The organism is Paenalcaligenes sp. DL 309, from assembly GCF_057475285.1.
The window spans coordinates 1-13678 of sequence record NZ_JBYBKW010000018.1 but is presented as its reverse complement, the minus strand read 5'-3'; the positions used below and the strand labels follow the sequence as shown (position 1 = coordinate 13678).

The 13678-nt window shown below is 44.1% G+C and carries 16 protein-coding genes and 1 pseudogene; 12 read left to right on the top strand and 5 right to left on the bottom strand.

Features of this window, described 5'->3' with window-relative positions:
• Positions 1-226: phage integrase N-terminal SAM-like domain-containing protein (locus tag AC2UZJ_RS12150; RefSeq protein ID WP_047682859.1), on the bottom strand; the 226-nt coding region annotated here is incomplete at its 3' end.
• Positions 227-986: 760 nt separating this feature from the next.
• On the opposite strand from AC2UZJ_RS12150, the gene AC2UZJ_RS12145 reads away from it, so the two are divergent.
• The 8 genes from AC2UZJ_RS12145 to AC2UZJ_RS12110 all read left to right on the top strand — a co-directional run bounded on the left by AC2UZJ_RS12145 (position 987) and on the right by AC2UZJ_RS12110 (position 6279).
• Positions 987-1817, top strand: coding sequence for an OXA-1 family class D beta-lactamase OXA-392 (locus tag AC2UZJ_RS12145; protein ID WP_032490448.1), 831 nt, complete (start codon positions 987-989; stop codon positions 1815-1817).
• A 125-nt stretch (positions 1818-1942) separates the two neighbouring features.
• Positions 1943-2620, top strand: coding sequence for a hypothetical protein (locus AC2UZJ_RS12140; protein WP_486950414.1), 678 nt, complete (start codon positions 1943-1945; stop codon positions 2618-2620).
• 98 nt (positions 2621-2718) lie between these two features.
• The gene (gene aadA1 / locus AC2UZJ_RS12135) at positions 2719-3510 is read left to right on the top strand and encodes an ANT(3'')-Ia family aminoglycoside nucleotidyltransferase AadA1 (RefSeq protein WP_001206316.1); all 792 of its coding nucleotides are present in this window, start codon (positions 2719-2721) and stop codon (positions 3508-3510) included.
• A gap of 84 nt (positions 3511-3594) precedes the next feature.
• Positions 3595-3915 (top strand): hypothetical protein, encoded by a 321-nt coding sequence (locus AC2UZJ_RS12130; RefSeq protein ID WP_486950413.1) that lies wholly within the window; start codon positions 3595-3597, stop codon positions 3913-3915.
• 40 nt (positions 3916-3955) lie between these two features.
• Positions 3956-4714 carry a hypothetical protein gene (locus AC2UZJ_RS12125; RefSeq protein ID WP_486950412.1) on the top strand — a complete coding sequence of 253 codons (759 nt, stop codon included), beginning with the start codon at positions 3956-3958 and terminating at the stop codon, positions 4712-4714.
• The gene (locus AC2UZJ_RS12120; RefSeq protein WP_486950411.1) at positions 4707-4967 is read left to right on the top strand and encodes a hypothetical protein; all 261 of its coding nucleotides are present in this window, start codon (positions 4707-4709) and stop codon (positions 4965-4967) included. Before AC2UZJ_RS12125 ends, AC2UZJ_RS12120 begins: the two co-directional genes overlap by 8 nt.
• 15 nt (positions 4968-4982) lie before the next feature.
• Complete coding sequence (locus AC2UZJ_RS12115; RefSeq protein ID WP_486950410.1) at positions 4983-5267, top strand: hypothetical protein; 285 nt, start codon at positions 4983-4985, stop codon at positions 5265-5267.
• 63 nt (positions 5268-5330) lie between these two features.
• A protein-coding gene (locus tag AC2UZJ_RS12110) for an IS5 family transposase (protein ID WP_486950409.1) occupies positions 5331-6279 on the top strand; the annotation gives its coding sequence in 2 pieces (ribosomal slippage) (positions 5331-5990 and positions 5992-6279; 948 coding nt in all).
• A gap of 221 nt (positions 6280-6500) precedes the next feature.
• Here AC2UZJ_RS12110 and AC2UZJ_RS12105 read toward each other — a convergent pair.
• Together AC2UZJ_RS12105 and AC2UZJ_RS12100 are read right to left on the bottom strand one after the other, a co-directional pair.
• A pseudogene (locus tag AC2UZJ_RS12105) lies at positions 6501-6767 on the bottom strand (transposase); the annotation flags it as partial.
• Positions 6768-6940: 173 nt separating this feature from the next.
• The gene (locus AC2UZJ_RS12100; protein ID WP_151185822.1) at positions 6941-7936 is read right to left on the bottom strand and encodes a GlxA family transcriptional regulator; all 996 of its coding nucleotides are present in this window, start codon (positions 7934-7936) and stop codon (positions 6941-6943) included.
• Between the two features lie 128 nt (positions 7937-8064).
• Here AC2UZJ_RS12100 and AC2UZJ_RS12095 point away from each other — a divergent pair, with 128 nt between their 5' ends.
• Together AC2UZJ_RS12095 and AC2UZJ_RS12090 are read left to right on the top strand one after the other, a co-directional pair.
• Positions 8065-8958, top strand: a complete 894-nt coding sequence (locus AC2UZJ_RS12095; RefSeq protein ID WP_486950408.1) for an MBL fold metallo-hydrolase — start codon at positions 8065-8067, stop codon at positions 8956-8958.
• 632 nt (positions 8959-9590) lie between these two features.
• Positions 9591-10163: a recombinase family protein gene (locus AC2UZJ_RS12090; RefSeq protein WP_486950407.1), complete on the top strand. Its 573-nt coding sequence runs from the start codon at positions 9591-9593 to the stop codon at positions 10161-10163.
• Positions 10164-10279: 116 nt separating this feature from the next.
• Here the strand turns inward: AC2UZJ_RS12090 and brnA are convergent, their stop codons facing one another.
• Positions 10280-10525: a type II toxin-antitoxin system BrnA family antitoxin gene (brnA, locus tag AC2UZJ_RS12085; RefSeq protein ID WP_486950406.1), complete on the bottom strand. Its 246-nt coding sequence runs from the start codon at positions 10523-10525 to the stop codon at positions 10280-10282.
• On the bottom strand, positions 10515-10778 hold the full coding sequence (locus AC2UZJ_RS12080) for a BrnT family toxin (RefSeq protein ID WP_486950405.1): 264 nt from the start codon (positions 10776-10778) through the stop codon (positions 10515-10517). Before AC2UZJ_RS12080 ends, brnA begins: the two co-directional genes overlap by 11 nt.
• A 313-nt stretch (positions 10779-11091) precedes the next feature.
• On the opposite strand from AC2UZJ_RS12080, the gene AC2UZJ_RS12075 reads away from it, so the two are divergent.
• The gene (locus tag AC2UZJ_RS12075) at positions 11092-12204 is read left to right on the top strand and encodes a ParA family protein (protein WP_486950404.1); all 1113 of its coding nucleotides are present in this window, start codon (positions 11092-11094) and stop codon (positions 12202-12204) included.
• Positions 12201-13361, top strand: a complete 1161-nt coding sequence (locus tag AC2UZJ_RS12070; RefSeq protein ID WP_486950403.1) for a ParB/RepB/Spo0J family partition protein — start codon at positions 12201-12203, stop codon at positions 13359-13361. The genes AC2UZJ_RS12075 and AC2UZJ_RS12070 overlap by 4 nt, the downstream gene beginning before the upstream one ends.
• The last annotated feature ends 317 nt before the right edge of the window (positions 13362-13678 follow it).

Genomic DNA, 13678 nt, shown 5'->3' with positions numbered 1-13678 from the left:
CCGAAACCTTGCGCTCGTTCGCCAGCCAGGACAGAAATGCCTCGACTTCGCTGCTGCCCAAGGTTGCCGGGTGACGCACACCGTGGAAACGGATGAAGGCACGAACCCAGTGGACATAAGCCTGTTCGGTTCGTAAGCTGTAATGCAAGTAGCGTATGCGCTCACGCAACTGGTCCAGAACCTTGACCGAACGCAGCGGTGGTAACGGCGCAGTGGCGGTTTTCATGGCTTGTTATGACTGTTTTTTTGTACAGTCTATGCCTCGGGCATCCAAGCAGCAAGCGCGTTACGCCGTGGGTCGATGTTTGATGTTATGGAGCAGCAACGATGTTACGCAGCAGGGCAGTCGCCCTAAAACAAAGTTAGGCCGCTTCGCATGAGTGCAGTCAAACAAAACATCTATTGCGTCCTTCGGTGGATTCTTTGCGGGTGCGGACTACTGTTTATTTTAATTTCGTCCCTGCGAATTTACGATGCAGTACATTACAGCCACCTTCGGCCACCTCGCGATATTAAGAATATTCAGGATTTTCGACGCTGGAATCCGGCTTTGCAGGCAGCTCAACTTATAATGTTTCACGGTTCAACATACTACGTTGTCCGCGGTCCATTCGCTCGCGTTTTGGCTTCGGGTCCATCTGAATATTACTTCGACCACAACGGAAATTATGTTGGAAGAAACGTAGATATTGGAGATTTCTATGAACCTGTGATATTTTCAGCAAAAGACGCGCAGAGAAAAGACATCGAAATTGATCACATCCCAATGAATGTGCAATGAAAACACAGCTAGTTTTAATGAAATAATTTATCAATAACGCAAATAGGCGCAAGAAATGAAAGAATCTCGGCCTAACCCTTCAATCAACAGGGACAGTCCAAAGCTAGCGCTTTGTCCCGCCCCTTATTTCAAACGTTGGGCGAACCCGGAGCCTCATTAATTGTCAGCCGTTAAAATTAAGCCCTTTACCAAACCAATACTTATTATGAAAAACACAATACATATCAACTTCGCTATTTTTTTAATAATTGCAAATATTATCTACAGCAGCGCCAGTGCATCAACAGATATCTCTACTGTTGCATCTCAATTATTTGAAGGAACTGAAGGTTGTTTTTTACTTTACGATGCATCCACAAACGCTGAAATTGCTCAATTCAATAAAGCAAAGTGCGCAGCGCAAATGGCACCAGATTCAACTTTCAAGATCGCATTATCACTTATGGCATTTGATGCGGAAATAATAGATCAGAAAACCATATTCAAATGGGATAAAATCCCAAAAGGAATGGAAATTTGGAACAGCAATCATACACCAAAGACGTGGATGCAATTTTCTGTTGTTTGGGTTTCGCAAGAAATAACCCAAAAAATTGGATTAAATAAAATCAAAAATTATCTCAAAGATTTTGATTATGGAAATCAAGACTTCTCTGGAGATAAAGAAAGAAACAACGGATTAACAGAAGCATGGCTCGAAAGTAGCTTAAAAATTTCACCGGAAGAACAAATTCAATTCCTGCGTAAAATTATTAATCACAATCTTCCAGTTAGAAATTCAGCCATAGAAAACACCATAGATAACATGTATCTACAAGATCTGGAGAATAGTACAAAACTGTATGGGAAAACTGGTGCAGGATTTACAGCAAATAGAACCCTACAAAACGGATGGTTTGAAGGGTTTATTATAAGCAAATCAGGACATAAATATGTTTTTGTGTCCGCACTTACAGGAAACTTGGGGTCGAATTTAACATCAAGCATAAAAGCCAAGAAAAATGCAATCACCATTCTAAACACACTAAATTTATAAAAAAATCTAATGGCAAAATCGCCCAACCCTTCAATCAAGTCGGGACGGCCAAAAGCAAGCTTTTGGCTCCCCTCGCTGGCGCTCGGCGCCCCTTATTTCAAACGTTAGGCATTTGCGAGGCCTCAATGACTGCGGATAGAAATAAAACGAAAGAAATCCTACAGCGCGTGGAAGAAACACTAGATACAGCCAAACAAGGCCTCTCTGATTTGGTAGAACCATCTCGAACTAGGCGTAATACTGGCCTTAGAAATCTCATAGCATTCGGGAGATCGGTAACCTTTGTTATGCAGAACCTTCGGGGGGTCAGTGGCTTAGACTTTGATTCATGGTATTTACCGCATCAAGAAATGCTAAAGGCTGATCCATTAATGCGTTACTTTGTTGATGCCCGGAATGAGCTTGAGAAGCAAGGTAAATTAAGCGTAGCAACAAGCTGCAACATCAACGCATTCTCACCTGGCGATATGAAAAAGTTCGGTCGTCCACCACGTGGCGCCACATCATTTTTTATCGGAGACCAACTGGGCGGCTCGGGATGGATGGTAGAACTATCTGATGGCAAAACAGAGAAATATTATGTTGAACTGCCATCCTCAGTGGGAGAAGTAAAGCAACATTTTACAAATTTCCCCGCAGCAAAAGCACCAGAACTCGCAAACTTAAGCATTGAGGAATTATGCTCGATGTATATAGAAAAACTCGACACTTTGTTAAATAATGCAAAATCACATTTTCTTAATGAACAACAACCACAACAAGCAAAAATAAAAAGTAGGTCTCATTTAAGAATTGTGAAATAGTAAATGCCTAACCCTTCAATCAAGTCGGGACGGTTAAAAGCTACGCTTTTAACTCCCCTCGCTGCGCTCGGCGCCCCTTATTTCAAACGTTAAACATCATGAGGGAAGCGGTGATCGCCGAAGTATCGACTCAACTATCAGAGGTAGTTGGCGTCATCGAGCGCCATCTCGAACCGACGTTGCTGGCCGTACATTTGTACGGCTCCGCAGTGGATGGCGGCCTGAAGCCACACAGTGATATTGATTTGCTGGTTACGGTGACCGTAAGGCTTGATGAAACAACGCGGCGAGCTTTGATCAACGACCTTTTGGAAACTTCGGCTTCCCCTGGAGAGAGCGAGATTCTCCGCGCTGTAGAAGTCACCATTGTTGTGCACGACGACATCATTCCGTGGCGTTATCCAGCTAAGCGCGAACTGCAATTTGGAGAATGGCAGCGCAATGACATTCTTGCAGGTATCTTCGAGCCAGCCACGATCGACATTGATCTGGCTATCTTGCTGACAAAAGCAAGAGAACATAGCGTTGCCTTGGTAGGTCCAGCGGCGGAGGAACTCTTTGATCCGGTTCCTGAACAGGATCTATTTGAGGCGCTAAATGAAACCTTAACGCTATGGAACTCGCCGCCCGACTGGGCTGGCGATGAGCGAAATGTAGTGCTTACGTTGTCCCGCATTTGGTACAGCGCAGTAACCGGCAAAATCGCGCCGAAGGATGTCGCTGCCGACTGGGCAATGGAGCGCCTGCCGGCCCAGTATCAGCCCGTCATACTTGAAGCTAGACAGGCTTATCTTGGACAAGAAGAAGATCGCTTGGCCTCCCGCGCAGATCAGTTGGAAGAATTTGTTCACTACGTGAAAGGCGAGATCACCAAGGTAGTCGGCAAATAATGTCTAACAATTCGTTCAAGCCGACGCCGCTTCGCGGCGCGGCTTAACTCAAGCGTTAGCAGAAATCAACCACGAGGAAATAGCATGTCAAATAAAATAAGCCTACCAAGCAACTGGGTCTGTAATGGTGCAGAATTAAAACCAAAAACTGGGGCATCTTCATCCAATACATGGGTGCTTTCTGGCAAGGAAATTAAGCCGAAGGTTAGTGCTTCGTCATCAAATACCTGGGTTTGGGACGGGAAAGAGCTCAAACCGAAGGTCAGTGCCAGCTCGTCAAACACTTGGGTGATTGAAGGAAATAAAGCGAAACCTAAAGTCAGCGCTAGTTCGTCTAATACCTATGACACCAATGGGCAGCCAATACTGGTCATTGCAGCGCAGCTGGTTCTTCGCCTCTGGTAATACCACCTAAAATTAGCAGATGAACGCCTGAGATTGAAAGATGAGTATCACAGAGAGATTTGAAAATTGGGCGCTGGGCTATTCCGGGTGTGATGGCGGAGATCTTGGATATCCATCAAGTCCGAGCACTTGGGTATGTGGTATAGAGTGGGGTGGTGGTCATACTCCAGAGGCGTTAGTGGCTCACATGGAAGAGGATGTGAGCTACGCGCCAAGAGGTTATACGGACTGGACAGAAAATTTAGCCTACATCTTTAACTGGCAAGTAATGAAGTTACTTTCAGCTATCAATGGTGGCTCCGTTTCAGACTATAAAAAATTCGCAGAGACAGTTAAGCCATTTGTTGAAGGCAGCTCCGGCTACTTCAAAATGAACCTGTACCCTATAGGCTTTAAAGACACTAGTTATGCTCGGTGGCACGATAACTTTTCAAGTATTACTGGCTTCCAGAGTAAGGCTGATTACCTTGAGTGGTGCTCGGCTTGTCGGTTCCGTGAAATTCGGCAGTGGGCAAAGTCGGCGGCTCCAGAATTGATATTGTGTCTCGGAAAAACATACATTCAAGACTTTAGGGCTGCTTTCCACAACGAGAACAGCAGTTTTTCTCACGAAATTATCGATGACCGCGATCTATTCTGGTGTGTCAATGATCAGGGATCAATCGTTGCGGTAATTCCATTTATGGTTAATCGAAATGGTTTGGTAAAGAATGTTTCAATTCAAAAGTTCGGTGAGCGAATATCGCAACTGCTAACAAGTCAAAGCACGCGGACGCAGCAAAGCTGCGCCGGTGTTTGAAGCGCTAGATATTGCTTCTAACATTCAAACATTTCAGTTCACAATAAATCAGGGTGACACCTTCCAAATAGATAATGTCCAAGTCAAAACTACATGGCAAGACGGCACCTCATTTGAAGATTCTCAAAAGCCAGTAGAACAATTAGAAATGGCATATGCTAATAATCTGAATTTTGACCCCACCGAGTTAAATGAAATGGGAGCCGCCCAGATCTCCTATGTGTTCTCCATGATAAAAATGCGCGCAAAATAGCGTAGGAGAATGATCGTGATTTCATATTGGAAAAATTCTAAAGAAATATATGACGATGACGGACTAACTCTTATTATTGGCTGGTACGACCATAAAAATATGCACAATGGTGGGGTGAAAGCTCTTGGCGTTCATTGGGGTGATTATCCCAAGTCGCGTGGTATTTTGAGTCCATGTGTTGTTCCTGAATCAACAAGAAATGCGATGCTATCCGGGTTGCTTCACCAGTCGATCATGAATGGCAATAGAAAAGAAGTAGCTTCGCTTACCGAGGCTATTAATTTCTTTAGGAGCCTCTGAATAACTCCCCACTTTTTGCGATAATAGCCGCATCGACCTTTTTTTAGCCCAGTGAGCCGAATCATGAGCCAGTTGACCTTTGCCGAAGCAGAATACCAGAACAAAAAGCGTAAGACGCGTCGTGAGATTTTCTTGGAAAAAATGGATGCCATTATTCCTTGGAAGCGCTTGGAGAATCGCGCCGCTAAGCATTACCCAAAAGGTGAAATGGGGCGTCCCCCTTATCCACTCAGTGTGATGCTGCGTGTGCATTGCTTGCAGTTGTTCTACAACCTTAGCGATCCTGCTCTGGAAGATTCGCTGTATGAAATTGAATCAATGCGCCGCTTTGCAGGATTGCGTTTGTCAGACAGTATTCCTGATGAAACAACAATTTTAAACTTCCGTCACTTCCTTGAAAAGCATGGGCTGGGCAAGCTATTTCTGAAGGAAATTAACAAGCACTTGCAGCATCAAGGCTTGCTGTTTCGCGAAGGCACCATTGTGGATGCCAGCATTATTTCCGCACCGAGCTCAACGAAAAATCAAAGCCGCAAGCGCGACCCAGAAATGCATTCCAGCAAGAAAGGCAGCCAATGGCACTTTGGCATGAAGATGCATATCGGCGTGGATGATGTCACAGGTATGATTCATAGCGTGGAAAGTACGGCTGCCAATGTGCACGACGTAACCATGACTGCAAGCCTTCTACATGGCGAAGAAAAGCGTGTATTTGGTGATGCTAGGATACCTAGGTGTTGAAAAACGCAGGGAAAACAAAGAGCGCAAAAATCTTGCCTGGCTGATCAGTGCTCGAATCAGTAAGCGTAAAACCATGACCGAAAATGAGCAGGAAATTGAAAAAATGAAAGCCAAGCTACGCGCTAAAGTTGAGCATCCGTTTCGCTACATCAAGTGCGTATTTGGCTATAACAAAGTTCGTTACAAAGGGCTTGATAAAAACCATAACCGTTTGTGCCTGCTGGCGGGGCTAACGAACCTCATGATCGGTAGGAAATACTTGCTGGCTTAGGGTTAGTGCGCCCTTAATCCGCCAAAACGGCGAATTAAGGGCTAAAAGAGGTGGTTTTACCTCGAAAACGGCCTTTTTTAGCTGTTTTTTTGAGTTTTCGAGTCATTTTCTGAAAAGCTCAATAATAAGCTGAGATTTTCAGAGGCTCCTTCACTCAAAAGATCCCTATGAACTGATGTTTTAACATAGGTGTTGCATTGATCAGTTGAATCTACAGTAGCCTTTTTTAATATATCTTTTTCCATTTCAACCTGGCGAATACGCTTTTCAAGCTCACGTATTTTGAGTTGATCGGGGGTCATTGGCGTGGCTTTTGATGTTTCACCGTTACGCTCTTGGCGTAACTGGCGAACCCATCTATCCATGGTTGAATAACCAACACTCATGGCATCCGCTGCCTCTCTAACTGTGTAGTTTTGATCAATAACTAATTGTGCTGCTTCGAGTCGAAACCCAGGGCTAAAATTACGTTGTGGTCTTGTTTTCATAAATTCACCTAATTGCTCATGGGTGCATAATAGCACCTCTAATTAGGTGGCCAGATTCACTATGCCACTACAGTAGTCTGAGTGAAGCTATCTGTATTTCAGACGAATTACTGGATGGCAAAGTTTGTGGCCGAATAGTGGTCGATGTGAATCGCTGATAGGTAAGTTCTCACTTAATCCATTAGAGTAGCCTTATCTGCTGGCTCATCAAACCTACTGTCACGAAAAGTGCGACGGTAATTGGAGGGCGAAGTGCCCAGCTGAGTGGAAAAGTGCTGACGCAATGACAGCGCGGTGCCGAAACCAACGTCTGCGCTGATGCGTTCAATCGATAAATCGGTGGTTTCTAGCAAGTGTTGTGCTCTGGCGACCCGTTCAGCGTTTAACCATTGACTCACCGTCGTACCCGTCATATCCCGAAAGCGTCGGGTAAAGGTACGGCGACTCATGTTCGCCTCGTCCGCCAAGGTATCGACCGATAAGGGTTGCGATAGCTTATCACGCGCCCATTCCAGTAAGTCTGGCAGGCGGTTATCGCTGGACAGTTGTTGTACGGGGCGTTCAATGTATTGGGCTTGGCCGCCTTGCCGGTGTGGTGGGGTAACCAGCATGCGGGCAAGGTGATTTGCTGTTTCAAAGCCGTGGCGTTGCCGGATCAAGTGCAGGCAGCAATCAATGGCAGCAACGGTTCCAGCCGAGGTGATAATGTTGTCATCAGCCACATACAACACATCTGGACGAAACACAGCCTGTGGAAAACGCTGCGCAAACATGTCACGTACTGCCCAGTGGGTGGTCGCTTCTCTTCCATCGAGCAGCCCAGCATCACCCAACACAAAAGCCCCCAGACACAAACCCACAATCAGTGAGCCCTGAGCATGGGCGAGTTGTAACGCTGAAATCAACTCGGCGGGTGCAGGCAACTCAGCATTTTTCCATGCAGGAATTATGATGATATCGGCCTGTTCCATGGCCTCCAACCCATCGCGCACCTCAATCACCACGCCCTGATCACTGCTAACAGAGCCAGGGGTTAGCGTGCAGTAGGTCAGATTGTAACGCGGGGATCCGGGTGGGTTTTCACTCGTACCGAACACCAGCCCCGGTACAGAAAAATGAAACAAGCTTATGCCCTCAAAAGCAAGCACGGCAATCTCTACATCACTCATAAATACCTCTGCAATTAGTTATTGGCCCGATTATATTGATTATTGTCATATAGGCCACTTTTGCACATACGATGTACGTTTTAGACTGAGCACTATTATTAACCAATAACGTATTTGGAGTTGTACACATGTCCATTAAGATTCTCGCGAGCTCCCTTGCTTTGGCAATCAGCCTTGCCTCCGGCGTTGCATTTGCCCAGACAACTGCGATCGATGTTTCACAAGCGGCCCAAGAAGCTGTGCAACTGCAACAGATTCGCAATGCCACAGTAAAAGTCACCTACGCAGATACAACTTTCCTGATCGACCCGATGCTGTCAAAGAAAGGCACTTACCCCGGCTTTAAAGGAAGCTACCGTAGCGAGTTACGAAATCCCTTGGTAGATCTGCCAATGTCGGAACAAGAAGTACTCGCTGGAGTCGATGCGGTCATCGTCACTCATACGCATCTGGACCACTGGGATGATGCTGCGCAGGAGTTCCTGCCCAAGGACATTCCGTTGTATACACAGCATCAGGCCGATGCCACTCTTATTCGTTCGCAGGGCTTCACCAATGTCCGAGTACTATCTGACAAGGCTGAGTTCGGCGGGGTGACCCTGAGCAAAACTGGCGGCCAGCACGGTACAGATAACATGTACGCATTGTCTGAAGTGGCAACTCTCCTAGGTGATGCCATGGGTGTGGTTTTTCAGGCCCCCGGTCACAAAACACTCTATCTTGCAGGGGATACCATCTGGCGTGATGAAGTTGATCAGGCGCTGGCTGAATACGAGCCTCAAGTAATCGTGCTAAATGCGGGTTATGCGATGCTGAACGGCTTTGACGCATCCATCATCATGGGTAAAGAAGATGTACTGCGCGCCGTTCAAGCTGCTCCGAACGCCACTATAGTTGCTACCCACATGGATGCCATCAACCATATGGCCCTGAGCCGTGAAGAGCTGAAGAAATATGTAGAAGAAAACAACATTCAAGATAAGGTTGAGATTCCCGAAGATGGCGCCTTGATAGACTTTTGATCAAACCAGTGACTTCTAAATAATAATATCTGACTAACCTGTAGTGGTTTAATGAAACCGGACACACTTTAAGGCGCTATAGTAGCGTGACTTATCACGGTGTCAGATTATGATAGTATTTACTTAGGGTAACCTGGTTCGCATCATTGGGATCTCTACCAAAGCACCTGCCTTCAAGTTTAAATTCTTCTGTTTAATCTAGCACAGCACGTTGCTCATCAATTGGTTCTTTCGTTTTTTGATAATTAACCTCTTGATGATCTGTTTTATAAGTGTGTCTGAACAAATATTTCACCATGGATTCAGTGTAGCTACCTCATTGACCTCCGAAGTCCATCCAGTCTAAAGAGAGTACTGAGCAGATGCTTTCCCTTTACTAGCATTCTGTATAGCACCTTTCTGTCTCGCTGTTATATCTTGAAAAGTACTTAAAAACTAATCCCAATCACTAATACAATAGCAACGAAAGTCTTCTTGATATGTGAATGTTTTTTAGTTCCTAACTATTTTCCCCTCGCAGAGACTTATCAAAAACGGTCGTTTATGAGACAAATTAATAAAGCCCTTCACAGGGCTCTTTTTATGCATTAATCTGTAGCTTAACTCATCTCATAATCAAAGTATCTTAAACCATGTCTCAAAACTCAAAAAGAATCGGCTATGCCAGGGTCAGCACAGACGACCAAGATTTAAGCTTACAACTTGATGCTTTAACCGCTTCAGGGTGTGAAACCATTTACAAAGACAAAGCCAGCGGTAAAGACGTACAACGTACCGAGTTTGAGTTTTGTCTACGCTCTTTAAGAAAAGGGGATACGCTGGTCGTTTGGCGGATGGATAGATTGAGTCGAACCTTGCATGACCTGGTAAGTACTATTACAGAATTGGAAAGCAAAGGGATTGGCTTTGAAAGCCTAACGGAAAAGATAGAGACAAAGAGTGCTACAGGGAAACTGATGTTTCACGTCTTTGCAGCAATGGCCGAATTTGAGCGCAATGTAATCCGTGAACGTACACATGCTGGTTTAAAAGCAGCACGAGCACGAGGCAGAGTGGGAGGTCGTCCGTCTAAACTTAATGAGCAGCAAAAGAAAGAAATTAGAGCGCTTCTGCGTGACCCTTCAATCAGAGTCGTAGATATAGCTAAACGCTACGAAGTGAGTCGAGCGACAATTTATAGGAATATTGATGTTAGTGAGAGATAGTGTGGCCGGCGAGCATTAAACGTGTCTCTGAGTCTCTAATTACAAATTACCTACAACGCCCTTTGTTGATCAATTATGGTCAAGCAAAGGGCATTTTTAGTTTTAAGTTTGACTCGTTAGGCAGGTAATGGGCTATTGGCTTCTTCTTTTAGTCGTTCCACTAACCAGACCTTAATAATGGACTGCCGTGTGACGCCAATCCGTGCGGCTTCACGGTCAAGCGAATCCACCACCCATGCGGGAAAATCCACATTCACGCGTTTCGTGTCTTGATTGACGCGACGAGCCGTCGATAAGTCTAGGTCGTCCAGTATATCTTCTACGCCTTCATCAAATTTGGCATCAAAGTCTTTAGCTTTCATAGATTTCTACCTCCTTCCTACGTGATCGCCTAACTGAGATGAGGCGAATGGCTCCATTTCGAAGCGTCACCACCGCTGACCAGTGCTTATCATCAATAAGTCCAATCATAAGAAAACGGGGTTCATCGTCTGATTTTGCCACGATTTCTAACAGGTTTGGATCACTCCACAAACGCTGCGCCCCTTGAAAGTCGATACCGTGTTTTTCAAGGTTCTTTTGGCTTTTAGCGGGATCAAATTCAAAATGGATCATGAGTATAAATTATACCTTTTTTACTCATAAAGCAAGAGAGTATTAGTTACCCATGATGTAACTTTTCATCAACAAGGCATTGATTGCGCCAATACACTTTTCACATAGTAAAAAAGATATTAGATAATGTGAACTATGAGTTTCCACCAAGGAACTATAAGAGCATAATCTATGCCGCTAAAAATATTAAAATTAATTAAAATTTTAGCGGAATAGTATTTGAATTTAAGATGAATATTGCTGACAGTGTTGCAAAAGCCTCGGCTTGCGATTATGATTTGAGATCTAATCAGCTTTGAAGGTTTATGTCGCTATGACCGATCACAATCAAAATTCATCTGAACCAGCTCTAAATTATCCCAGGGATTTTGGGGTAAAAGCTCGCATGGCACAAGACCTAGCGGGCTTCTCAGGAACTCCTAGAGAGTTTAGAGATTTCTTTGCTTACAAAACTAGAACAGAAGGTAGATACCTTACCTATACGCCTGAGGACATTCGTAAACTACGTTTAGCTGAGTTAGGGATTGATGAAAATAGCCCTGCTCCTGAAAAGGAACTACCCGCTATTATTGTTTCGCATACAAGTAAAGGCGGTGTAGGTAAGACAACACTCGCCTCAAACTTAGCAGTAAGCTTCGCTCTGCATGGCCATAAGACCTTACTTATCGACACAGACCCCCAAGGGTCAGCCTCAGAGATTATGGGCGTGGATACGGCAATAGAAGACATAATCCATATCGGTCATCTTTTAAAACAACAAGTAGAAGGGCAAGATGTTGATCTAGAAGAAGCAGTGAAGTCCATCTATCCTGGGAATATGCTTGATTTACTTCCAGCAGATATCACTTTAGCGACTTCAATCTCTTGGATGGATCGAATGTCAGTGGTTGATAACGCATTCACTTTATTTCTTGAAAGAAATAGAGACTTCTTCTCTAAGTATGAAGTGATTGTTATTGATACAGCACCATCCACCTCTAGACTCACTGAGATAGTTATTAATGCAGTAGATAAAGAGATAATAACGCCTGTGACTACGGACGGTCAGAGCATCAAAGCATTACGAGTGCTATCGGGTATTCTCTATTTAATAAATGAGCAAAGAAGTGAAACGAAAGAAAGAGTTAGCTCTTTTGTCATCGCAAATGCTTTTAGAAGGTCAAAAGAAGCCATTATGGGTCTAAGAAGACTCAAGCAGGAATTCTCTGTTCAGCTCTACCCTCACCCTATTCCCCACTCTCCAGCATTTACTCGTCAATTTAGTTTGACTGAACTTGCTCCAGCAGAAAACCTTCCAGGTGTTGAAAGACAGCCTACATCTCTTGGGGCTAAAGATATGATGGATCTAGCCCAATTCTTAATTGAGAGATTCGAGGTAAAGATAAGGGGTAAAGATAATCACTATAAATTGACGGACCAGCTATGAGCCAAAAGAAACCCGACAATAAAGACACGCCTACGCCTAGAATGAAAAAGCCATTCGAACCCAGAAGAACTAGGAGTAGAGCTAGTATTGACGAATTAGTAGGTCCTATGGATAAATCAATAGGCCCTACCGATTTAGGTAATGCCTTTCTCGCAGCTACCAGCGTTCGAGGAACCCCTGAAGAAAACCCTAAGAATACAAAAGCTGACGACGCTTATATAAAGCCTAACGAGTTTTTAGAATCAAAAAATCATGACGAGCATAGCCATCCAACAGCCTCAAGTTCTCACTCTGACACTTCAGAATTTGAAGCATTAATTCCTGTTAGTAAAATTCGAGAAAATGCTAAACTACAGCCACGATTACGCATCAACGAAGAGCATGTCTTATCTCTAGCAGAGAAATTTGATCAGTACGGTCAAATGAACGCAATAATAGTTCGACCCGTCGATGATTCAAATGACTCTATGTATGAAATTATCGGTGGAAACCACCGATTCAGAGCTGCCAAACACTTGAGATGGGAGTCAGTTCGATGTCATGTTAAAAATATCACTTTCGGCGAAGCTCAGATTTTAGCGATAGATGATAACGACTCCAATCTCCCTACTTCAGACTACGAAAGAGCCCTTGCTTACCAACGTCTATTAGACTCAAACGCAGTGCCTAATCAATCTGCTTTAGCAAAGAGCCTTGGAATTAGTAGAGCAAGAGTTTCCCAGTGCTTAAGTTTTACAGCCCTACCCAAAGAGGTTTTGGCGGTCTTAGATAAAAAACCCGATTTGTTTAATTATGTGATTGCTATTGAGCTAAGAGACTTGATCAAAGAGCTTACGCCAGAAGGTGAAGAGCCAAACTCCAAGCTAATTGAACACATGACCAAAGGCGTTTCTAGAGCACTCAATGGCTCTCCAGTGACAGGAATTGCATCGTGGGTCAAGGGTAAATTTATTGGAAGAACACCATTTAAACCTAAAGATGACTCTTTAGTTTTTTCAAATAAAGGGGGTAAGGTTGTATTCAAAACCAAAATACAAAACGACTCAATTATCTTTGACCTTGGGAAAGAGACCAGCCCCGATAAAGTTGAAATACAAAAGTATCTAAGCGAAGCGCTGATGAATTTTCCTAAAATTAATCAAGAAGGCTCAGACTAAGCCCTCACCTCCACTAAGCCCCTAGTAATTTAATTAGGGGGGGTTTAATGGGTGTAGAAAAGTGTTAAGTTACTTAACAACCCAGCCTTAACTGAAAATACTCAGTCACTCACTAATTCTGTATTGATGGATGTGTTAAGTAGCTTAACAACTCTGTGATTTGAAAAAACTGTTAAGTGGCTTAACAAAACCCTGTTCCGCTAATCTGTTAAGTAACTTAACAACTCAGTTATCTAGCGTCTCCCGCGTGAAGCTCGGATCGCTACCAAGAAAGAGGCTGCGAAAGTGTTAAGTAGCTTAACAACCTAGCCTTAACT

Bases quoted from the DNA above. Each gene is read 5' to 3' on its own strand.
- AC2UZJ_RS12080 (WP_486950405.1), bottom strand. From the start codon at position 10,778: ATGATCCATTTTGAATTTGATCCCGCTAAAAGCCAAAAGAACCTTGAA.
- AC2UZJ_RS12100 (WP_151185822.1), bottom strand. From the start codon at position 7,936: ATGAGTGATGTAGAGATTGCCGTGCTTGCTTTTGAGGGCATAAGCTTG.
- aadA1 (WP_001206316.1), top strand. From the start codon at position 2,719: ATGAGGGAAGCGGTGATCGCCGAAGTATCGACTCAACTATCAGAGGTA.
- AC2UZJ_RS12095 (WP_486950408.1), top strand. From the start codon at position 8,065: ATGTCCATTAAGATTCTCGCGAGCTCCCTTGCTTTGGCAATCAGCCTT.
- AC2UZJ_RS12130 (WP_486950413.1), top strand. From the start codon at position 3,595: ATGTCAAATAAAATAAGCCTACCAAGCAACTGGGTCTGTAATGGTGCA.
- AC2UZJ_RS12125 (WP_486950412.1), top strand. From the start codon at position 3,956: ATGAGTATCACAGAGAGATTTGAAAATTGGGCGCTGGGCTATTCCGGG.
- AC2UZJ_RS12140 (WP_486950414.1), top strand. From the start codon at position 1,943: ATGACTGCGGATAGAAATAAAACGAAAGAAATCCTACAGCGCGTGGAA.
- AC2UZJ_RS12075 (WP_486950404.1), top strand. From the start codon at position 11,092: ATGACCGATCACAATCAAAATTCATCTGAACCAGCTCTAAATTATCCC.
- AC2UZJ_RS12090 (WP_486950407.1), top strand. From the start codon at position 9,591: ATGTCTCAAAACTCAAAAAGAATCGGCTATGCCAGGGTCAGCACAGAC.
- AC2UZJ_RS12145 (WP_032490448.1), top strand. From the start codon at position 987: ATGAAAAACACAATACATATCAACTTCGCTATTTTTTTAATAATTGCA.
- brnA (WP_486950406.1), bottom strand. From the start codon at position 10,525: ATGAAAGCTAAAGACTTTGATGCCAAATTTGATGAAGGCGTAGAAGAT.
- AC2UZJ_RS12070 (WP_486950403.1), top strand. From the start codon at position 12,201: ATGAGCCAAAAGAAACCCGACAATAAAGACACGCCTACGCCTAGAATG.